Below are 19231 nucleotides of genomic sequence, written 5' to 3'. Positions count from 1 at the left end.
GGTACATCGAGATCGCCCACCGCGAAAGAACCACGAGATGACAAGACCTCTGTCCAATATTGGCACCGGCCGCATGGCGAGGCTGACGGCCGAATACGACTGGTCGCCAACATCGCTGGGACCGATTTCGTCATGGCCCGAAGCGCTGACCTCTGTCATCGAAATGATGCTGGGCCAAAAGCATGCGATCTGCGTGTTCTGGGGTGAGCAACTCAACATCCTCTATAACGATGCCTACGCACCGCTTCTGGGCGCAAGGGAAGCCGGCGCGCTCGGTCAGCCTGCCAAACAGGTCTGGTCGGAAATCTGGCCGGATATCGAGCCTTTCGTCAACCAGGCGCTGTCGGGCGACGGAACCTGGGCCGAGGAACTTCCTCTGACGATGCGGCGCAACGGATACGACGAAGAGACCTTCTGGACCTTTTCCTACAGCCCGCTCTACGAGAAGGGCGAGATCAAGGGCATGATCAACATCGCCCTCGACGCAACGCCGGGAGTGCTCTCCCGCAGGAACCAGCGCGCATTGCAGCGCGAGCTCGTTCACCGCGTCAAGAATACGCTTGCGGTAACAGCTGCGGTCGTTTCCTCGACGCTGCGTCAGGCAAGCAGCCTCGACCAGGCAAGGGCCACCGTCTCGGACCGGATCGCCGCGCTTGGGAGCGCGCAGGAACTTCTGCACGATTCTGCCGACAACACCCCCGTCCGGGGGATCGTCGAGGCAGCCCTTACAGCGCATCTCGATCGGTCCGATCGTGCGGTGATCTCCGGACCGGACCTCTACGTGGCATCGCAGCAGGCGATCGGACTCTCGCTCGCGGTCTACGAACTTGCCACAAACGCCGTGAAATACGGCGCTTTATCCACAGAGACCGGGCGGATCGGGATTTCGTGGGAAGTCACTGCGGATGGGACGTTCCATCTGGTCTGGCAGGAAACCGGGGGCCCACCCGTAATGGCTCCGGCCAGGACGGGATTTGGATCACGGCTGACCAACAAGATCGTGCCCGCGTATTTTGAAGGCGAAGGCAAGACCCTCTACAACTTCGACGGCGTGCGGTTCGAGCTTCATGGCAAGATCCAGACCGGGCGCCTGAACAGCGCCCGGGAGAACGCTGCCGCCCTGGTCTGACGGGGCTTCGACAGACGGGATTTGGCAGACGGGATTTGGCAGCGATGACGATCTCGATATAAAGTCAGGCGGGCTCAACGTCGCTCGGCGTTGCATCCACCGCACGGGTATCGACTTTGGCGACAAGCTCGCGAGGATCGAAATAGGCCCGGAACGACTTGATCTTTTCGCCATCGCTTTCGAGAACGCTGACGCCTGAATAGGCCACGGACTGCCCCTCGACAACCGCGTCACTGCGCCATTCGAGTATCGCGACGCCATCGGTTTCGACGACGTTGATGAATTCGGACTCGATCGTTGAAAACGCGGCGCGATAGGCCGTCCAGAACGTCTGTGCGGCTCCCGACTCGGCTGAATCATGGATCGACAACGGGTTGGACAGGACAGCATCGTCGCGGAACAGGCGGGCGATGGCATCGACGTCGCTGGACTTTTCCAGACGATGAAGGGCAGCGATGAAATTGTCGGCCAGTTGGGTCATATCGGTTCCTTCTTGGATCTTGCAATTGGAACCAGCACCGGACGATGATGTTCCGGACAAAGACGAAGCGCATTCCGGAGGAGGTCGTCATGACGGTCGTGCGAATGGGTGGTTGCCTCCGCGGCAAGGTGACATTCAGTGTGGCGGGCGAACCCACGCGGGTTGGGCTCTGTCACTGTACCGACTGCCGTCAGGAGAGCGGATCGGCTTTCACCTATTTCGGCATCTGGCCTGCTCATGCTTTCTTGAGTGAAGGAACGACGGCCGAACAAGGGGGACGGCGCTTCTGTCCGTCGTGCGGTTCAAGGCTTTTCGCCTGCGACGAGCACGAAGCCGAGGTCAAGCTCGGAAGCCTGCGCGACGCGCCTTCGGGTATAGTGCCGACCTACGAACTCTGGATCAAACGACGGGAGCCATGGCTTGCCGCGCTGCCGGACGCGGAGCAGTTTGACGAGGACCGACCTTAGCTCCCGGGCGGTGCCCCGCGCTTGTTGCTAGCGATCAAACCGGTCGCGCAGAAAAAGCACGGCTTGCCTCGCCTCTTCGGACGAGATCGTGTGCCCGACCTGGGGATCGAGTTTCAAAGTAACGTCGTAACCCGCGCCCCGCAGCTGGCCGGCGGCGGCAACGGATGCCACGGACGGGATCGTCTGATCCGCCTCGCCATGCATTAGAAGAACCGGTATCTTCGAGGCCGAGGCCGAGGCCTTGGGCGGCAGCGGCAACAGGCCGGCGATACTGACGACTGCGCCGACCTTCCAGCGCCCGGAGGACACGGCGTCCAGCGCCATGATTGCACCCTGAGACACGCCGACAAAGGCGACACTTTCCAGATCACCTTTGAAACCTTCGCGTTCGACGACGCCGGCCATCAGCTTGTCGAAAGCCTTTCTCGCGCCCTCAATACGGTCCGGCCGCAGCACCTGATCGTCGACCGCAAACCACTGACGACCGCCGGACCGATGCGCAAACGGCGCATCCGGCGCGACGAACCGCGTGTCCTTAAGGATTGACTGCCAGGAAGTGCCGATGGCCGCCATGACCGAACCGGAGCCTCTGATGCCGTGCAGGAAAATCACCAGACGACGCGGTTTCGTTTGAGAGGTTTTGATGGCAACGGCTCCTTTCGCCTGATCGACAAGAGGGACGCCCGCCTCGATCGGCCCTGCAACCGGTTTTGGCGCGCGCAGGTCAGCGCGCGTTCCCGAGGCATCCACGGCATGAGCCGGGCTGGACAGAAGCGTCATCAAGAAGATGGAAGCAGATGTGAACGGGACGGCGAAGTTCAGGCGCGGCATGGGTATTCCTGATTGATCCCACCCGAAACCACAGCCATCCCAAATCGTTCCGGAAACCCGCGGCAACGATTGCCCCTCGGCGATTACACTTTCGTGTAGTGACCCGATCGACTTTTGGGCGATTGACACCATCGGCCGCGCCGAAACAACGCCATGCGGTCAGACCGTGGCGACGGATCCGGCGCGGACATGACAGGCGGCCTCCCTGCCCGGCCCGGTCGAGACCAGCGGCGGGTGCGTCACATGGCAGATATCGACAGCCAGAGGACAGCGGGTCACGAACTTGCAACCCTTGGGCGGGTTGGCGGGGCTGGGAAGATCGCCCTTCAGCACGATCCTCTGCCGCTTTCGCTGCGCCACCGGATCTGGAAGCGGCACTGCCGACAAAAGGGCTTCCGTATAGGGATGTACCGGGCGCGCAAACACATCGTCCGTCCTGCCCGTTTCGATGAGATGCCCGAGATACATGACCGCAACCCTGTCGGCAAAATGCCGGACGACGGAAAGGTCGTGGCTGATGAACAGGTAGGACAGACCGAACCGCCGCTGCAGATCGAGAAGCAGGTTGAGGATCTGCGAGCGGATCGAAACATCGAGGGCGGACACAGGCTCATCGAGGATCAGCAGTTTGGGGTTGAGCGCCAAGGCCCTCGCGATCACGATCCGCTGTCGCTGCCCGCCCGAAAACGCGTTCGGCTTGCGCTCCGCATGCTGTGGATGCAGTCCGACGAGGGCCAGAAGCTCGGCGACGCGCTCGGCCCGCTCGGCGGCGTTACCGACACCGTGGATGGCCAGCGGCTCGCCGATGCTCTCGCCGATCGACATTTTCGGATTGAGAGCGGAAACCGGATCCTGGAAAACGATCTGTACCTCGCGGGACAGGGCGCGCCGAGACGCGGTCTCGCCATGAACGATCGGCTTGCCCTCGAACAGGAGGCTGCCCGCCGACAGTTTGGTCATGCCCAGAATGGCCGCGCCGAGCGTGGATTTCCCGCAGCCCGACTCGCCCACAAGAGCGACGCTTTCGCCATGGGCGATGTCGAGATCGATGCCGTCGACGGCCTTGACGAACCCGGTCGGACGTCCGAGCAGGCCGCCGCGGATGGGAAAATGCACCTTGAGGCCGGACAGCGACAGAAGCGGTTCAGTCATAGCATTTCTCCCACCCGTTCCGAATGCCAGCAGGCGGCACTGCCCTCGTCACGGCGAGGCGCAAGCGGCGGGATTTCGTCGAGACAGTGCTGGTCCGCCAGCGGACAGCGCGGGCTGAAGCGGCAGCCGACCGGCCACTGGCCGATGTCGGGCACAAGCCCCTCGATCGTCGGCAGCATCGCCTTCGGCTTTCCGTCCAGCCGCGGAATGGTCGATAGCAGCAGCCGCGTATAGGGGTGTTCCTGACGCGCGAAAATCGTATCAACCGGCGCCTCCTCGATGATCCGCCCGGCATACATCACCGCAACCCGGTCCGCCATATCGGCAACCACGCCCATATCGTGGGTGATCAAAAGGATGGCGGTTCCGGTCTCGTCGCGCAGCCTTTTCATCAGGTCGAGGATCTGCGCCTGGATGGTGACATCAAGCGCCGTGGTCGGCTCGTCGGCGATCAGCAGTTTGGGTTTGCAGATCAGCGCCATGGCGATCATCGCGCGCTGGCACATGCCGCCCGAAAGCTCGAACGGATATTGGCCGGAGCGGATCTCCGGCTCGGGAATACCCACCTCTTCCAGCATGGCGATCGCCGCACGATGAGCCGCCTTGGCGTCGAGCCCACGATGCACGACGAGGCTTTCCTCGATCTGCCGGCCGATCTTCATCAGCGGGTTGAGCGACGCGACCGGTTCCTGGAAGATCATCGCAAGATCATTGCCGCGCAGCTGCCGGCGCTTGGCTTCCGGCACCGTCAGCAGGTTTTCCCCACCGAACAGGACGCGGCCGCCATCGACGCGGGCTACCTTTGGCAGCAGGCCCATCACGGAAAACGCCGTCATCGACTTTCCGCAACCGGACTCCCCGACGACGGACAGAATCTCGCCCTGGTCGACGTGGAAACTGACGCCATCGACCACCGGCTGCGCGCCGATCGAAACCCTGAGGTCATCAACCACAAGAACGGGTCCCGTCATGTGCGCTCCGCCCCGACGGCCGCAAGCGGATGGTTCGGATGCGCCATCCCGATATTCTCTGCGCCGTCGCGAAGAACCGCTGACGGAATGGAGAAATTCACCGGGTAGAGCGTATCGGCGATGATCTCGACCGGAAACTCCTCGCCGAGCCGTGATGCGACATCGGGTTTCGCCTTTTCGTTGACCCGCAGCGTGACGCCGCTCGCATCGATCCGCGGCGCGTGCATCGCCTCTTCCAGCGACATGCCGAAGGCTGCGACATAGGAGAGGATCTGCGCCACGGCCGGCATGATCTGGCGTCCGCCGGCAGCCCCGAGAGCAAGCTTCGGCCGCCCGCCCTTCGTTGCGATAATCGGGCACATATTGGCCAGCGGCCGAGCGTTTGCGGCGATCGAATTGGGCTGTCCGGGGCGTGGATCGAACCACATCATGCCGTTGTTCATCAGAAGGTCGCTCGAAGGCAGAACCACTTTCGAGCCGAAGCGCGACAGAAGCGTATTGGTCAGCGAGACCATCGTGCCGTCGCGATCGACAACGCTGATATGCGTGGTGCAGCTTTCTCCGCTGCTCCCGTGGCCAAGCGTGCGCAAGCGATGCTCGGACGCGCGACGAATGGCGCGGCCAAACGCAAGCGCCGTCCCGCCGGACAGCGGGCCATCCTGCGGCAACGTTCCGTCAAGCTCGGACAGTGCCTCGACAAGCGTCGGACCGCCGGAAAGACCCGGCATCGCATTGATCGTCATGCCGCGGTAGTCGATCTGGAGCGGGTCGGACCAACGCGGCTGGTAGTCGCGCATTTCGGCAAGGTCGATCGGCGATCCGCCGGCGTTGAGATCGCTGACGATCGATGCTGCGGTTTCGCCCTCGTAAAAATCGCGGGCACCGGCCTTTGCCAGTCGTTCCAGCATGGTCGCCTTGCGCGGCATCGGGATTGTGCTGCCCGGTCCGATTTCCTGCACCCGCGGCGCGCGGCCATCCTTCAGAAACAGCTGCGACGATGCCGGGAAGCGTGCGAGGCCTTCCGTATCGATGGCAAGACAGAGCACCGTGAACCAGTCGAGCGCGAGACCGCGGCGGGCATGGTCGATCGCCGGCTGCAGCGCCTCGGCAAAGCTGATCGTGCCGAACCGTTCCAGCGCTGCCGAAAGGCCTGCAATGGCGCCAGGAAGGCAGATGGAGCTGTAGCCGATCAGGTTGCGATCATCCCGCACCTGCGGCCAGTCGAACCAGTCCCCGTCGCGGCCCGCCACGACAGGATAATCGGCAGGATCGATGTTGCGCGACGAGCGGACGTTGAAATCGAGCGTATCGACCCGGCCGTCCTGCCCGTCGGCCCGCAGCAAGAACCCGCCACCGCCGACGCCCGAAAGCCAGGGCTCGACGACGCTGAGCGTCAGTGCAGTCGTGACGGCCGCATCCATGGCATTGCCGCCGCGCGACAGCACATCGGCGCCGCTTTCCGCTGCCATCCAGTTCTGGCAGGCAACGAGCCCGCCGGCACTGCGCCGCTCGCCCTTATGCACGTTCCAGTGTTCACCCATGGCTGTGTCCAATATCCTGTCCGAACCTGCGGGTTCCGATCGCCTCGGGAGCCTTGCCATTAACGGCAAAGCGGCCGGCATTGCCGGATGTGGCGTGGTGATGGGCGATCTCGGCGGCCGTCGCGATCCAGCTGCCCTTTTCGGAAGTGATCGTATCGAGCAGTTCTTCGAGAAGCGCGATGCGCTGGGCACGGCCGGAAATCCAGTCATGTACCGTTAGCGTGAACAACCCGCCAAAGCGGTGCAGCGCCTGCCATTCCGCGATCCAGTCCTGCAGCACGGCGCGGCCGGATTGATAGGGCCACTTGTCGCGGCCTCCCCCTTCGAACTTGAAGAAGATCGCATCGTCGAGCGCCCATTGCACCGGGATCTCGACCACACCGTCGATCTCGTAGGGATGATCAAAGCCCGAGAGCGAGGAATCGTAGGCGAGGCCCACACGGCGCAACTCGCGCAGCATATGCGGCGTCATTTCCCAGGCCGGCGAGCGGAAGCCGACGGGCTTTACCCCGGTCTCCCGCGTCAGCAGTTCCATGCTGGCTTCGAGCGCGCCGGTAAATTCGTCGTCGGAGACTTCCGAGACGATCTCGTGGAAATAGCCGTGCAGGCCGATCTCGTGGCCGCCCTCAAGGATGGCGGCAAGCATCTCGGGATTGGTCTCGGCCGTCAGCGCCGGCACGTAGAAACTTGCCTTCGCCTCATAGCGCGCGAACAGGTCGAGCAGCCGGTAGATCCCCGTGCGCGGACCGAAGCGGCGGATTTCGAGCGTGCCCATCCGGTCAGGAACATGGTCCTTGTTCGCCCACATGAACGGCACATGCGCATCCACGTCGACCGACAGCAGCACTGCCGACTGCTTGCCTTGCGGCCACTCATAGGCTGGCCAAGGGGACTTTATCTGCAGGGGATTTGACATCCGACCTCGCTTGGAACGCGCTTGTTACAGCGCCTTCTTCTTTGCCTGGAAGACGACCTGAGAGCCGATCGAATTGCCGCCGTCGACGGTCAAGGTCGCGCCGGTCATGTAGGCGCCGCCCACTGACGTGACGTAGAGAACCGCGGCAGCGACATCCTGCGCGGACGACGTTCTGCCAAGCGGTATGGAGGCCGTGACCGTGTCGATATGATCCTGCGCAAGCGTGCTGACATCGCTGCCGGAAATGAACCCTGGCTCCACCGCATTGACGCGGATCCCGTATTCGGCGAGTTCCAGCGCAAAACCCTTGGTCAGGCGGTCGAGCGCCGTCTTGGATGTGCAGTAGGGAACCACCGTCGTGCGCATTTTCCGCGCGGCACCGGACGAGATGTTGACGATCGAGCCCGGCTTGCCGGCGCTGATCATCTGCTTGGCAAACAGCTGCGACAGCAGGAACGGTGCGCGCAGATTGACGCCCATGATGTCGTCCCAGTCATCGATCGAAATATCGAGCAGAAACCCCGACGGATAGATGCCGGCATTGTTGACGAGAATATCCGGCGCGCCCCAGCTTCCCGAGACCTGTTCGGCAAATGCGGTCATCGAGCCGGTATCGGTGAGGTCGGCGGCGATCGCCACATGGCCGGTTCCCGGCAGCGTCGCCAGTTTCGCCTCAAGCTTCTCGGCATCGCGATCGGTCAGGCAGACCTCGGCCCCTTCGCGTGCAAAGGCATCGACAATCCATCCGCCGATAATGCCGCAGGCACCTGTGACGATGACCTTCTTGGCCTTGAACTCATTTTCGAAATTCATCAAAAAACTCCTATCGCCCACGCGGATCGAGGCGGTCGCGGGCATGATCGCCAATCAGATTGATCGAGAGAACCAGCAGAAACAGCGCTAGTCCCGGAAATGTCGCGATCCACCAGGCGGACCCGACATAGTTGCGGCCGGTGGAAAGCATTGCGCCCCAGCTCGCCGTTGGCGGCTGCACGCCGAGGCCGAGGAACGAAAGTCCGGCCTCGAACAGCACCATCAGGCCGAACTCGAGCGTCGCGACGACGATCAGGCCGCCGGCGATATTGGGAAGGATGTGGCGCCACAGCAGCCGGAACCACCCGGCGCCCATGAACCGCGAGAGCCTGACATAGGGCATGTTCGCGACCGACAGCGTCTGGCCGTAGGCAACGCGCGCATAGCGAGGCCACCGCGTCAGGGCCAGCACGATGACCACGTTGGAAAGGCTCGGGCCGAGTACCGCAACCGTGATGATCGCCAGAAGAATGGCGGGCACCGACAAGACGATATCGACCAGCCGCATGATGATGGTTTCGACCCAGCCGCGGTAGAAGGCAGCGATCATGCCGAGCGCACTTCCGAAAATGCCCGACAGGATCACCGATGCGAAGGCAACCAGCAGCGACACCCTTGCGCCATAGATCGTCCGGCTGAGCACATCGCGGCCAAGTTCATCCGAGCCGAGATAATAGACAAGGCCGCGGCTTTGAAAGCCCGGCGCCTTGAGCCGAGCCAGAAGGTTCTGGGCATTGGGATCGAGCGGCGCCACGAGAGGCGCAAAGATCGCCATCAGCACCAGAGCGACCAGAATGGCGGCAAAGGGCACCACGGTCCACGGCATGCGCCGGGATCGCGACACCGCGCGCGGTGCGGGAGTGGTCGCTGCCATCAGGCGCTCCCTTCGATGCGGATGCGGGGATCGATGATGCTGTAGAGCAGATCGGCGACGAGGTTGAGAACGATGGCCGTGATGGCGCCAAGCAGTACGACGCCCTGAACCAGCATGAAATCACGCGCGTTGATGGCCTGCACGGTCAACTGGCCGAGCCCCGGCCAGGCAAACACCGTCTCGACGATCACGGCACCGGCCAGCAGATTGGCGATTTCGAGCGCTGCAACGGTTACCACCGGAATCGCGGCGTTTCGCAGCAGATGGCGCATGACGATGCGGATCATCGGCAACCCCTTGGCGTGGCCGGTGCGGACATAGTCCTTTTCCAGTTCGTCGAGAACCGCGGTGCGCGCCACACGGGCGAAGGTTGCCATGGAGAGAAGACCGAGTGCGATCGACGGCATGATGATGCTCGGCCAGTCGCGGGCGCCGGATGGAGGCAACCAGCCGAGCCACACCGCAAACACCATGATCATCAGGATGGCGCTCCAGAATGTCGGCATCGACTGTCCCGCCAGAACCACGCCCATCATCGCCTTGGCATCCGCCGAGCCGCGGCGCACCGCCATCGCCACACCCAGCGGAATGCCGACACCGAAGGCGACGACGAGCGCGCCGCCGGCCAGCATCAGCGTATAGGGAAGACGGCTGGCAATCAGCGTCCAGACCGGCACGTTCTGGACATAGGAGCGGCCGAAATCGAAGGTCAGAAGCGCGCCCATATATTCGAGATACTGGACCGACAGAGGACGATCGAAACCGAGCGACGCCCTCAGCGCCTCGATGTCCGCCTTGGTGGCATTTTCAGGCACGAGCAGCAGAACGGGATCTCCCGCAAGCCGCTGCAGAAAGAAGATCAGCGTCATCACGCCAATAATGGCGATCAGGGCCTGGAACGCGCGCTTGAGGAAGAATGCCGGCAATATTGCAGTCCACTTCGTGACTTGCGGGCAAAACGGCCCCGAAACCGGGGCCGGCCCTGAACCTAAATCAATCGGTCCACTTCATCCGGTTGAGAAACAGGCTTTCGTTTGCCGTCGGCTGCCATTCGAGGTTTTTCGCTGCGCCGTAGATGATCGCCGCCTGATAGATCGGCACCATCGGCACCTCCTCAACGACGTAGGTGCTTACCGTCTTGTAGGCTTCGAGGCGTTTCTTCTCATCCAGCGTGTTGCGGGCGTCTTCCAAGAGCTTGTCGATCTTCGGGTCGGCGATCGAAGCCCACGCGCTGGACGAATGCAGCAGCGAGAACAGCACGCCATCGACATCCTGGCAGGCGCAGGACCAGCGCCCGAAGGAAATTGGCGGCTGGCTGGCCGGCGCACTCTGGGCCTTTTTTAGATAGGTCGCCATATCCGTCATCTCGATGTTGACGGTCAGGCCGGTATCGCTGATCATTTGTGCCACTGCCTGGACGATGCGCTGGTCGAATGTCGGAGATGTCGCAAAGGCGACCGACTTGCCGGCCGCACCCGCTTCCTTGATCAGGCGCTTGGCCTCATCAAGATCATAAGGGTAGCCTTTCAGGCCTTCCACGTAACCGAAATGCGCCGATGTCGCCATCTGGTCGAGCGGCTTGTCGACACCACCCAAAAGACCATCGACGATCCCCTGCTTGTCGATAGAGCGGGCGACCGCTTCACGCACGCGCTTGTCGTTGAATGGCGGAAGGTTTGGGTTGAGCTTCACATAGCCGATACGCTCGGTCAGAACCGAGAGCGGCTTGGCGGCGCCTGAGCTCTTGAGCTGCTCGGAGAGATCCGCATCGAGGCCGACGACGAGGTCGCTGGCGCCCGCTTCAAGGTTTGCAATGCGCGTGGCGGCATCCGGCACGGCGCGGAATTCGGCGGTCGGGAACACGCCCTTCTCACCCCAGTAGTCGTCGTTGCGGGCAAGCGAAACCGAAACGCCGCGCTGCCATGCGGCGAACTTGTAGGGGCCGGAACCAACAGGCGCGGCATTGAAGCCGTCATTGCCCTTTTCCTCGACAACACGCTGCGGAACGATCGACAGCTTGACGAGCTGGGCGAGCAGCACCGGATAGGCGCCATCCGTCTTCAACGTCACTTCGTGTTCGCCGGTGGCTTCCGCCGACAGGATCTTGTTGAACTGGCCGAGCTGCGGGCTGGCGAATTTCTTGTCGATGATGCGGTTGACGCTGAAAGCGACGTCTTTGGCGGTCAGCGGCGTGCCATCGTGGAATTTGACGTCGCTGCGGATCGTGAAGACGATTTCGCTGTCGGACGAATATTTCCACTCGGTGGCGATCTGCGGCGCGATGGCACCGGCATCGTCACGGGTGACGAGATTGTCGAAGATATTGCGGTAGACGTAGTAGCTGTCCGGGTTCCACTGCTTGTGCGGATCGAGCGACGAAGGCTCGTTGACGAGATCAACGACCAGCTGATCCTTGGCCATTGCCTGGGACAGGACCATTGGCGAACAGGCCAGAAGCAGGCCTGCCAGAGAGGCGCGCATCGAACGACTGACTATCATCATCTACAATGTCCTTGTTTTTCCAGTGGGCGGTTGAGGTCGCTGATTGCGACCCGGTTTATCTTTGTTCGCGGCGCGACGGCCGGACTTGCGGCCAACCATCGCGTCGGTTTCGAGAAAACGATCGAGCAGATAGGCTTCCAGCGCCACGTTGGCGGACGCGAGATGTGCGATTGCATCGGCGGTGCGGCCCTCGACGAGAGCCTCCGCGAAAGACGAAAACCTCGTCGGCAAAAATTTTGCGCGCCCGCTCCGCTCGAAGAAGTTCACGAGCCTGTTGGAGCGATCCCAGAGGTCCGCAAGAAAACCCGCGACGACAGGCATGCCGAGGGCGTTGACGAGGAGATCCAGCATGTCCCGCTCGCAGCGACGAATGGTGGGTAGCACATCGCCTCCCAGATCCGGCCGCTGCAGCAGCGCCATATGCATCTGGGACAGCGGGGTCAGCCGCCGTCTAGCGGCGTCGTCGAGAGCAGCCGAGCACAGTATCGGATCAAGGTGGCGGCGTGCGGCTATCAGTTCGCGGATCTCTGCCGCGGAAATCGGAGCGACCTCCCAACCGCTGCGGGCAGTCGAGGATACAAGCCCACTCGCCTTCAGCCGCGCCAGTGCGGCGCGTACGGCACCGCGACCGAGCGCGAATTCGGTGGTCAGCGAAGTCTCCGACAGACGCTCTCCCGGCATCAGAACGCAACCGACGATCGCGCTCCTCAACGCCCGTTCCGCCACTCCCGCCTTGCCTTCCGGCGGCGCGGGAGACGCATATGCATCCGTGTCCAACATCGCGATCTGCCCTCTCAGATGTGAAGTCTGACATCTCAGTTGGCGTTGTGAAAGCGATAATTTTCCAATCTGGTACGCAAACCGAAGTAATTGTGCCAAAATGCTGAAACCAGCGCTTAAAAGCGCGGGCGCCGAATACCCAAGCCCTAAAACGACAAAACCCGCCGTGGTGAACGACGGGTCTGATCAATGGTTTGGTAGCTCGCTTACTTCTTGGCAGGGCCGCCGCGGGGCGACGCCTTGCGGCCTTGGCTGTGCGCGCCGGTCGTCTTGGCATCATAGCCTTGGCCGTGATTTGTGCCACCGAGATGACCACCGCCGCTGGTATTTGCAATCTGTCGCTCAGCCTTCTTGAGAAGCAGCGCCGCATCGGTCTTTTTCATGATTGTCTTTCGGTATGTTTAGAATGAAAAAAGGCCGGGCAAAATTGCACCGACCTTCCTCATCGTCGCTTCATTCACCGGTGCCAGTACATCCGTGGTCAAGGGTAGGAAGCGAAAGCGGCAGTTGCGAACATCGAATAGCCCGACGCTCATCAGCAATGCCGATGCACAGACCATGTCATGAGAATGTGTTCCTAACAAGTTGGAGGCACAGTCTTTGCCGACACAGCCAAATGAGAGCGTTTCGTCTGTGTTTCGTACAACGCACAGCATCGGCCAAGTCTCAGCCAACAACGGCATTGACGCTAGAGACCCCGCGGACCATTTATCCTTGATGCCAAAACAAAAGACGAATGAGGGGCCGGAACTGTTTAAACAGTGGCCCCTGCCTCCCAAGGCAACGCTCGGCTCGGCGGTCCGCGCCAAGGGGATCCTGCTGGAGATCCGCGCGCGCCTGCCTGCCGCTTCGCGCAAGTTGCTGGATCTCGATGGAGGCAGCCTTGTGCTTGCCATGCCCAAGACCTCGAAGACCGAATTTCGTTTTGTGTCGGGCGTTGTCAGCCAAGCGCTCGTCGGCATCGAAAGCCTCGCCGTGATACCGCGCGAAATCCAGGATATCCTGACGATCTCCCCGACCGAGCGACTTCGCTGGCTCACCGATGGCCGCTTGCCCAGCGCCGGAACTCGCACCGTGCGGCTGGCGGGACGCGCAAAGAAGATCACCTTCCATGTCTTCGATCCCCGCCTCGTCGAAGAGTTGCTCGACGGTGGCACCGTCGACGAGTGGCGGGAGGACGACAAGGCGATGGCGGCGGAAAACAGACGGCGGGCCGCGCTCAAGACGAAGCTGACCCGCTCGCTGAAGACCGCCGCCAAACGCCAATCGACGGCTGGAAAAGCGACCGATGACAACGAGGGCGCGGGCCTGTCGGGCTGGGAAGAATTCGGGCGCGACGGGTTGCTCGGATAGATCCCACAGCCTTCGATCTCGCCGCGCACGGACGGCCGCTACGAGGTCCTCACAGATTCGTGTCCTGGAAAGACGGGTACACGGCTCCATTTACGCACGCTTGCACCACATCCGTCATGCATTGGGCCGGTATTGATCATCGCATTCCTGAAATTCGTTCACATCACCACGATTGCCATCTGGGCAGCCGGGTTGATCAGCCTGCCGGGCCTTTACGTGCAACGTGCCCATGTGAAGGATAAGGAAGCGCTTTACCGTCTTCAGATGATCGTACGCTACGCCTATGTGGCGATCATTTCGCCCGCGGCTTTCGTGGCGGTGGCCAGCGGCACGGCTCTGATTTTCGGACAGCAGACGTTTGCCGGCTGGTTTTCGATCAAGCTGCTGTTCGTTGGCCTGCTCGCCATCTTGCATGTCCTGACCGGCCTGATCATCATCCGGCTTTTCAAGGAGGGAGAGACGTATCCCGTCTGGCGCTTTGTTGCGGCAACCATCGTCACCACCGCGGTCGTTGGAGCAATCGTTTTCGTCGCCCTCGCCAAACCGTTTATCGGACTGGAATTGCCCGGCGAATTCATGCGCCCGGGCGGCCTGCGCACGCTGGCCGAGCGCATCAGTCCTTGGCCGATACCATGAGGCCGACACCATGATCGAAAATCAGCTTGCCGCCATGCCATCCAGCCATGCCCGTCATGATGCAGGTGAGCAGAGACACAAGAATTCCATGCGGCAACACGTCGCCGGCGCCAGTGACCCGCAGACCCCAGTTGAGGCCGGCGCAGGCGATCAGCGTCACCGCGGCGATCGCATGTGCCCAGCTGGCGACGCGGCCGCGAATGCCCGGCACCGACAAAAGCTCGATCGTGCCGACAGCACCGGCTGCGAGACCGAAGAAGAAGACGCCACCGGAACTCCAGAGGCCGGCCCGCAGCCAGAACGGATCGGCGGACCACCAGAACAGCGCATCGACCGCAAGCGTTATGAAGGCAAGGGCGATCGGGAAGTGCACGCTCATCGCATGCAGCGGGTGCCCGGCGACGGCAATTGCCGAGCTGGCATCCTTGTCCCTGACATCGGCCACGACCGGGTTCGTCGTTTCGGTATCGTCTTTCATTACGTCCCTCCGTTCGCAGGGCAAATCCATCAGGTCCGCACTTGGTTCCGCGTCCTCGCGCTGGCCTGTGTTTCTGCAGCGCTCAGCAGTTGCACCGGCGACCTCTCCGCGCTCGACCCCGCCGGACCATCCGCGGGTTCGATTGCCCAGCTGTGGTGGGTGATGCTGTGGGGGTCTGTCGTCCTCTTTACCCTCGTCGTCGGGCTCTTTGCCGCCACCCTGTTTCGCCCGCGCTTTGGACGCGGCCTCTCCCAGAGCGGCTGGATTGTATGGGGCGGCCTCGTTCTTCCCCTGCCCGTCCTCACCGCACTGACCTTCTATGCGTTTTCCCAAGGCGAATTTCTGTTGAGCGGCGGCAGCGCCAAGACAGAGGACGTGCTGGAGGTCAGGGCTGTCGGCAGCATGTGGCAGTGGCAGTTCTCCTACCCGTCCCTGCCGGGCAGCCGGACCGCAACAGGCCTCCTGCATATCCCGGCGGGCAGGACCATCGAAATCATTGCCGAAAGCGAGGACGTCATTCACAGTTTCTGGGTTCCCCGCCTCGGCGGCAAGATCGATGCCGTTCCAGGCCATGCCAACCGGCTGCGCATCCGCGCCGACCACCCCGGACGATATGGCGGCGTCTGCTCGGAATATTGCGGCACCGGACACGCCGGCATGCGCTTCGAGGTACAGGCGCACACGGCTGACGACTTCGAAAAGGCAATCATCGGGGAAGTCGCCCGATGACCGAACCCACGTCACCCGGGCACGACCCGATTGCGCTGCATCGCGCGCTGGACCGCTTATGGGCTGGAAAGCCCGGCTGGGGTCGTCTCGCTGCCGTCAACCACAATGTGGTTGGCGTCCGTTTCATGCTGACCGCTCTCGTGTTCTTTGCGATCGGCGGCATCCTGGCAATGTTGATCCGCACCCAGCTTGCCTCCGCCAACAGCGTGTTCATGGACGCCGAGACCTACGGTCAGGTGTTCACGATGCATGGCACCATCATGATGTTCCTGTTCGCGATCCCCTTCTTCGAGGGCATGGCGATCTACCTCTTGCCGAAACTGCTCGGCACCCGCGACCTCGCCTTTCCCCGTCTCGGGGCCTACGGCTACTGGTGCTACCTGTTCGGCGGCATGATCCTGATCGGCGCGCTGATCGGCGGCGTTGCGCCCTCCGGCGGCTGGTTCATGTACACGCCGCTATCTTCTTCGGTCTATTCTCCCGGCATCAACTCCGACGTCTGGCTGCTCGGCATCACTTTCGTGGAGATCTCTGCCCTCTCTGCTGCGGTCGAGATCATCGTGACGATCGTGAAGATCCGCGCCGCCGGCATGTCGCTTGACCGGATGCCGATCTTCGCCTGGTACATGCTCGTGGTCGCAACCATGATGCTGGTCGGATTTCCGCCGCTCATCCTCGGATCGATCCTGCTCGAGGTGGAGCGCGCCTTCGACCTGCCGTTCTTCGACCCCACGCGCGGCGGCGATCCGCTTTTGTGGCAGCACCTTTTCTGGCTGTTCGGTCACCCGGAGGTCTACATCATATTTCTGCCAGCAGCAGGCGCGATCTCGACCATTCTGCCCGTACTCTCAGGCACGCCGCTTGCGGGTTACCGGGTGATTGTCGCGGCCATCGTCTCGATGGCGTTTCTGTCCTTCGGCCTCTGGGTGCATCACATGTATACGGTCGGCATACCGCATGTGGCGCTCTCCTTCTTCTCGGCGGCGAGTGCGCTGGTCGCCGTGCCGACGGCGGTCCAGATCTTCGCCTGGCTCGCCACCATGGCGCATGGACGCCCGCGCTTTTCCATTCCGATGCTGCATATTTTCGGGTTCTTCTTCGTCTTTGTCATCGGGGGCCTGACGGGGGTTATGCTGGCCATGGTGCCGTTCGACTGGCAGGCCCACGATACCCATTTCGTCGTTGCCCACCTGCATTACGTTCTCGTCGGCGGCTTTATCTTCCCGATGCTGGCGATGGCCTATTACTGGCTGCCGCATTTGACCGGAAAACAACCCGTTCAACACCTGTCGAATGCGGCGTTCTGGATGATCTTCGTCGGGTTCAACGTCACCTTCTTCTTCATGCACCTGACCGGTCTGCTCGGCATGCCGCGGCGTGTCTTTGAATATCCGACCGAGTTCGGATGGGAGACCCTGAATTTCATCTCGTCGATGGGAAGCTTCATCATGGCGATGGGGTTTGCGCTGGTGGCGCTCGATTTCATCCTTCTGTTCAAGTTCGGTCGGCCGTTCAGACGAAACCCGTGGAAGGCCGGCACGCTGGAATGGGCGATGCCGACACCCCCTCCGTCCTACAACTTCGCTTCCATTCCGAGGGTGAACAAACGCGCGGACCTGCTCGATCCGGATACGCTCGGCCCCTACCTTGCGGCTGGCCGCGGCTACCTCGGCATGCCGCGCAATGATCGCATGGAAGTGCTGGGCGTGGATCCGGTCACGGGAGAGCCGGACCAGGTGGTGATGCTGCCGCGCCAGACATACCTGCCGCTCTGGACCGCGATCGCCACAGGCGCATTTTTCCTGATGATGCTGTTCAAGCTCTATTGGGCAACGCCCCTGGCGCTGATCTCCATCATCGCCTGCTTCTGGCTTTGGACACGCCGCGACCCGCTCCCCGTCGAAAACGATCTCGTCCCGATCGGCCACGGCCTGAGCGTGCCGGTTCACCTCCATGCGAGCACGCCGCCATCCTATCTGGCGATGGTTCTCACGCTTGTCGCCGATGCGACGCTCTACATGTCCCTGTTGTTCGGCTGCCTTTTCCTGTGGGTTTCCGCCCCCAACTGGCCGCCGGCCGGCTTTGTAGTCGACGTGAAGCTGTTGGCGCTCGCCGTCGGCGGGGTGATCATGAGCTGTGTTGGAGGTCGCCTGGCCGCAGGTCGCAACGGGGCAGTGACGGTGGGCAGCGCGCTGGCGCTGCTCGGACACCTGATCTCGACCGGGCTGTTCCTCGCCATCGCGTTGCTGGTCCTCCCCGCGCCGTCAGGCCATGCCGCGATCGCCTCCGTGTTCGTGATCTTCATCTATGCCGCCCTGCACGGGACGATCGGCGCCGTGTTTGCGGCCCACGCTCTCTGGACGAGCATCGGAAACAGGAAGGCTATTTTCTCCCTTGATCTCCGGATTGGCAGGCTCTGGCATGACTATACGGCAGCAGCAGGCATCAGTGCCGCGGCATTCTATCTGGCGCTGCAAAGCCTGATCGGCGAAGGAGGCCTCTAGATGCGCCATCCGCTTCTGCTTGCTATCTCGGCGTTCGTGGTCTGGAGTGGTGCATTCCTGACGATCTACGCGGTTCAGGCGACCGGCTGCAGCCTGGACTGGCAGAGTGGCAACCTCGGAGCCTGGACGTCGCCGCTCCGTCTGCTGTTGATAACGATGATGATCGCCAGCGTTGCGGCGGTTGTCGTCATCCTGCTGCGGCAGTTACGACCGCGCCTGAAGGCACCGGTTTCCGAGACCTCCAGCTTTATCAACGGGGTTGCGATCTACGTATCGATCGCCGCCCTGTTCTCGACCGCCTTCTGCTTCACCGGCGTCGTCTGGCTGACACTGTGTTCAGCCTGACGATATTCGGTCACGGTGGCGCTCAGATCGACGCCACTGTGGAGACAGTCTCGCCCATCTGGGCTGCGAGGAAATGCCTGGCACGGCTGATCCGGCTCTTCACCGTACCGACGGCGACATTGCACTTATCGGCTGCAACGTCATAGGACTGGCCGTCCTCGATCACCAGCTTGTAGGCATCCCGGTACGTCTCCGGCATCGCCATCAATGCCCGGTCGAACTCGCTCTTGCGGATGGCCCACTCCTGGGGCGAAGACGCTGCAGGCATGAGGTGCTCGAGATTTTCGGTTCCGATGCTCATGCGCTTTGCCCGCTGAAAGGCGGTATGATGGGTGTTGCGCATGATGGTGAACAACCATGATTTGAGGTTGGTCCCGGTGGCAAACGAAGGCAGCGCCGCGAGGCCCCGGAGCAAGGTTTCCTGGACAAGGTCGTCAGCATCGGTCGCGTTTCGATGGAAGCGCATCGCAAAGCGCCTCAGCGCTGGAATAAGTGCTACGACTTCGTGGTGCAATCTGAGATCGGCATCCATTCTCGTCTCCTCCTACTAGAGGTAACTCAAGTCGCAGTTGCGCTCATCGTTCCGTTCGATGAAGCCCAATCCGGGAAGGGTACGTTAACGTACGTAGGTAGGTGACCGGATGCCGGTCTATGGCGCCCGAGACTGGCGCCCCGGAACCAACGAGAGAACCGTAAGTTCCTACTCCATTCGAGCAACACCTGGAGCAA

The 19231-nt window shown here is 62.0% G+C and carries 21 protein-coding genes; 7 read left to right on the top strand and 14 right to left on the bottom strand.

The features are described from left to right. The first annotated feature begins 37 nt into the window (after positions 1-37). On the top strand, positions 38-1129 hold the full coding sequence (locus BLW69_RS03655; protein ID WP_244508734.1) for a PAS domain-containing sensor histidine kinase: 1092 nt from the start codon (positions 38-40) through the stop codon (positions 1127-1129). Positions 1130-1193: 64 nt separating this feature from the next. Here the strand turns inward: BLW69_RS03655 and BLW69_RS03650 are convergent, their stop codons facing one another. After that, complete coding sequence (locus BLW69_RS03650; protein WP_092659982.1) at positions 1194-1610, bottom strand: nuclear transport factor 2 family protein; 417 nt, start codon at positions 1608-1610, stop codon at positions 1194-1196. Between the two features lie 89 nt (positions 1611-1699). Here BLW69_RS03650 and BLW69_RS03645 point away from each other — a divergent pair, with 89 nt between their 5' ends. Beyond that, positions 1700-2077, top strand: coding sequence for a GFA family protein (locus BLW69_RS03645; RefSeq protein WP_092661016.1), 378 nt, complete (start codon positions 1700-1702; stop codon positions 2075-2077). Positions 2078-2104: 27 nt separating this feature from the next. Here the strand turns inward: BLW69_RS03645 and BLW69_RS03640 are convergent, their stop codons facing one another. From BLW69_RS03640 to BLW69_RS22680, 11 genes are all read right to left on the bottom strand, one after another. Beyond that, the gene (locus BLW69_RS03640; protein ID WP_244508733.1) at positions 2105-2908 is read right to left on the bottom strand and encodes an alpha/beta hydrolase; all 804 of its coding nucleotides are present in this window, start codon (positions 2906-2908) and stop codon (positions 2105-2107) included. 159 nt (positions 2909-3067) lie between these two features. Then, on the bottom strand, positions 3068-4060 hold the full coding sequence (locus BLW69_RS03635; RefSeq protein WP_092659980.1) for an ABC transporter ATP-binding protein: 993 nt from the start codon (positions 4058-4060) through the stop codon (positions 3068-3070). After that, the gene (locus BLW69_RS03630; protein WP_092659978.1) at positions 4057-5031 is read right to left on the bottom strand and encodes an ABC transporter ATP-binding protein; all 975 of its coding nucleotides are present in this window, start codon (positions 5029-5031) and stop codon (positions 4057-4059) included. Before BLW69_RS03630 ends, BLW69_RS03635 begins: the two co-directional genes overlap by 4 nt. Then, positions 5028-6572 (bottom strand): gamma-glutamyltransferase family protein, encoded by a 1545-nt coding sequence (locus BLW69_RS03625; RefSeq protein WP_092659976.1) that lies wholly within the window; start codon positions 6570-6572, stop codon positions 5028-5030. Before BLW69_RS03625 ends, BLW69_RS03630 begins: the two co-directional genes overlap by 4 nt. Next, on the bottom strand, positions 6565-7488 hold the full coding sequence (locus tag BLW69_RS03620) for a polysaccharide deacetylase family protein (RefSeq protein ID WP_092659974.1): 924 nt from the start codon (positions 7486-7488) through the stop codon (positions 6565-6567). Before BLW69_RS03620 ends, BLW69_RS03625 begins: the two co-directional genes overlap by 8 nt. Positions 7489-7512: 24 nt before the next feature. Further along, entirely contained in the window at positions 7513-8301 is a 789-nt protein-coding gene (locus tag BLW69_RS03615) for an SDR family NAD(P)-dependent oxidoreductase (RefSeq protein ID WP_175487237.1), read from the bottom strand. Between the two features lie 10 nt (positions 8302-8311). Continuing rightward, positions 8312-9127 carry an ABC transporter permease gene (locus BLW69_RS03610; protein ID WP_092661010.1) on the bottom strand — a complete coding sequence of 272 codons (816 nt, stop codon included), beginning with the start codon at positions 9125-9127 and terminating at the stop codon, positions 8312-8314. Positions 9128-9174: 47 nt separating this feature from the next. After that, complete coding sequence (locus BLW69_RS03605) at positions 9175-10101, bottom strand: ABC transporter permease (RefSeq protein ID WP_092659972.1); 927 nt, start codon at positions 10099-10101, stop codon at positions 9175-9177. A 67-nt stretch (positions 10102-10168) separates the two neighbouring features. After that, entirely contained in the window at positions 10169-11677 is a 1509-nt protein-coding gene (locus tag BLW69_RS03600; protein ID WP_092659970.1) for an ABC transporter substrate-binding protein, read from the bottom strand. After that, entirely contained in the window at positions 11678-12457 is a 780-nt protein-coding gene (locus BLW69_RS03595) for a GntR family transcriptional regulator (RefSeq protein WP_092659968.1), read from the bottom strand. It abuts the gene before it with no gap. Between the two features lie 206 nt (positions 12458-12663). Continuing rightward, positions 12664-12840: a hypothetical protein gene (locus tag BLW69_RS22680; RefSeq protein WP_174196266.1), complete on the bottom strand. Its 177-nt coding sequence runs from the start codon at positions 12838-12840 to the stop codon at positions 12664-12666. 334 nt (positions 12841-13174) lie between these two features. On the opposite strand from BLW69_RS22680, the gene BLW69_RS03590 reads away from it, so the two are divergent. Both BLW69_RS03590 and BLW69_RS03585 read left to right on the top strand, forming a co-directional pair. Further along, positions 13175-13810, top strand: a complete 636-nt coding sequence (locus tag BLW69_RS03590; RefSeq protein ID WP_092659966.1) for a hypothetical protein — start codon at positions 13175-13177, stop codon at positions 13808-13810. Positions 13811-13942: 132 nt separating this feature from the next. Next, complete coding sequence (locus tag BLW69_RS03585) at positions 13943-14446, top strand: CopD family protein (RefSeq protein ID WP_210311727.1); 504 nt, start codon at positions 13943-13945, stop codon at positions 14444-14446. Here BLW69_RS03585 and BLW69_RS03580 read toward each other — a convergent pair. Continuing rightward, the gene (locus BLW69_RS03580; protein ID WP_062460587.1) at positions 14424-14924 is read right to left on the bottom strand and encodes a DUF2231 domain-containing protein; all 501 of its coding nucleotides are present in this window, start codon (positions 14922-14924) and stop codon (positions 14424-14426) included. The two genes, BLW69_RS03585 and BLW69_RS03580, sit on opposite strands and share 23 nt — an antisense overlap. A 24-nt stretch (positions 14925-14948) precedes the next feature. Between BLW69_RS03580 and coxB the strand changes: the two genes are divergently transcribed. From coxB to BLW69_RS03565, 3 genes are read left to right on the top strand one after another with little or no spacing between them, the layout of a single operon-like run. Beyond that, positions 14949-15653, top strand: a complete 705-nt coding sequence (gene coxB, locus BLW69_RS03575; protein WP_348271840.1) for a cytochrome c oxidase subunit II — start codon at positions 14949-14951, stop codon at positions 15651-15653. Next, complete coding sequence (ctaD, locus tag BLW69_RS03570; RefSeq protein WP_092659964.1) at positions 15650-18157, top strand: cytochrome c oxidase subunit I; 2508 nt, start codon at positions 15650-15652, stop codon at positions 18155-18157. Before coxB ends, ctaD begins: the two co-directional genes overlap by 4 nt. After that, positions 18158-18502 (top strand): hypothetical protein, encoded by a 345-nt coding sequence (locus BLW69_RS03565; RefSeq protein ID WP_092659962.1) that lies wholly within the window; start codon positions 18158-18160, stop codon positions 18500-18502. 22 nt (positions 18503-18524) lie between these two features. On the opposite strand, the gene BLW69_RS03560 is transcribed toward BLW69_RS03565, so the two are convergent. Beyond that, the gene (locus tag BLW69_RS03560; protein WP_062460596.1) at positions 18525-19034 is read right to left on the bottom strand and encodes a sigma-70 family RNA polymerase sigma factor; all 510 of its coding nucleotides are present in this window, start codon (positions 19032-19034) and stop codon (positions 18525-18527) included. Positions 19035-19231: the final 197 nt, after the last annotated feature.

The organism is Rhizobium sp. NFR12, assembly GCF_900108545.1.
Classification (GTDB): domain Bacteria; phylum Pseudomonadota; class Alphaproteobacteria; order Rhizobiales; family Rhizobiaceae; genus Neorhizobium; species Neorhizobium soli.
Note: the sequence above shows the minus strand (reverse complement) of the source record. Positions and strands in the feature narration are given on the sequence as shown.

What these genes read in the sequence shown, in the direction of transcription:
- BLW69_RS03565 (WP_092659962.1), top strand. Translation starts at nt 18,158, where the DNA reads ATGCGCCATCCGCTTCTGCTTGCTATCTCGGCGTTCGTGGTCTGGAGT.
- ctaD (WP_092659964.1), top strand. Translation starts at nt 15,650, where the DNA reads ATGACCGAACCCACGTCACCCGGGCACGACCCGATTGCGCTGCATCGC.
- BLW69_RS03645 (WP_092661016.1), top strand. Translation starts at nt 1,700, where the DNA reads ATGACGGTCGTGCGAATGGGTGGTTGCCTCCGCGGCAAGGTGACATTC.
- BLW69_RS22680 (WP_174196266.1), bottom strand. Translation starts at nt 12,840, where the DNA reads ATGAAAAAGACCGATGCGGCGCTGCTTCTCAAGAAGGCTGAGCGACAG.
- BLW69_RS03635 (WP_092659980.1), bottom strand. Translation starts at nt 4,060, where the DNA reads ATGACTGAACCGCTTCTGTCGCTGTCCGGCCTCAAGGTGCATTTTCCC.
- BLW69_RS03615 (WP_175487237.1), bottom strand. Translation starts at nt 8,301, where the DNA reads ATGAATTTCGAAAATGAGTTCAAGGCCAAGAAGGTCATCGTCACAGGT.
- BLW69_RS03600 (WP_092659970.1), bottom strand. Translation starts at nt 11,677, where the DNA reads ATGATGATAGTCAGTCGTTCGATGCGCGCCTCTCTGGCAGGCCTGCTT.
- BLW69_RS03610 (WP_092661010.1), bottom strand. Translation starts at nt 9,127, where the DNA reads ATGCCGTGGACCGTGGTGCCCTTTGCCGCCATTCTGGTCGCTCTGGTG.
- BLW69_RS03560 (WP_062460596.1), bottom strand. Translation starts at nt 19,034, where the DNA reads ATGGATGCCGATCTCAGATTGCACCACGAAGTCGTAGCACTTATTCCA.
- BLW69_RS03590 (WP_092659966.1), top strand. Translation starts at nt 13,175, where the DNA reads ATGCCAAAACAAAAGACGAATGAGGGGCCGGAACTGTTTAAACAGTGG.
- BLW69_RS03625 (WP_092659976.1), bottom strand. Translation starts at nt 6,572, where the DNA reads ATGGGTGAACACTGGAACGTGCATAAGGGCGAGCGGCGCAGTGCCGGC.
- BLW69_RS03620 (WP_092659974.1), bottom strand. Translation starts at nt 7,488, where the DNA reads ATGTCAAATCCCCTGCAGATAAAGTCCCCTTGGCCAGCCTATGAGTGG.
- BLW69_RS03595 (WP_092659968.1), bottom strand. Translation starts at nt 12,457, where the DNA reads ATGTTGGACACGGATGCATATGCGTCTCCCGCGCCGCCGGAAGGCAAG.
- BLW69_RS03640 (WP_244508733.1), bottom strand. Translation starts at nt 2,908, where the DNA reads ATGCCGCGCCTGAACTTCGCCGTCCCGTTCACATCTGCTTCCATCTTC.
- BLW69_RS03630 (WP_092659978.1), bottom strand. Translation starts at nt 5,031, where the DNA reads ATGACGGGACCCGTTCTTGTGGTTGATGACCTCAGGGTTTCGATCGGC.
- BLW69_RS03650 (WP_092659982.1), bottom strand. Translation starts at nt 1,610, where the DNA reads ATGACCCAACTGGCCGACAATTTCATCGCTGCCCTTCATCGTCTGGAA.
- BLW69_RS03580 (WP_062460587.1), bottom strand. Translation starts at nt 14,924, where the DNA reads ATGAAAGACGATACCGAAACGACGAACCCGGTCGTGGCCGATGTCAGG.
- BLW69_RS03655 (WP_244508734.1), top strand. Translation starts at nt 38, where the DNA reads ATGACAAGACCTCTGTCCAATATTGGCACCGGCCGCATGGCGAGGCTG.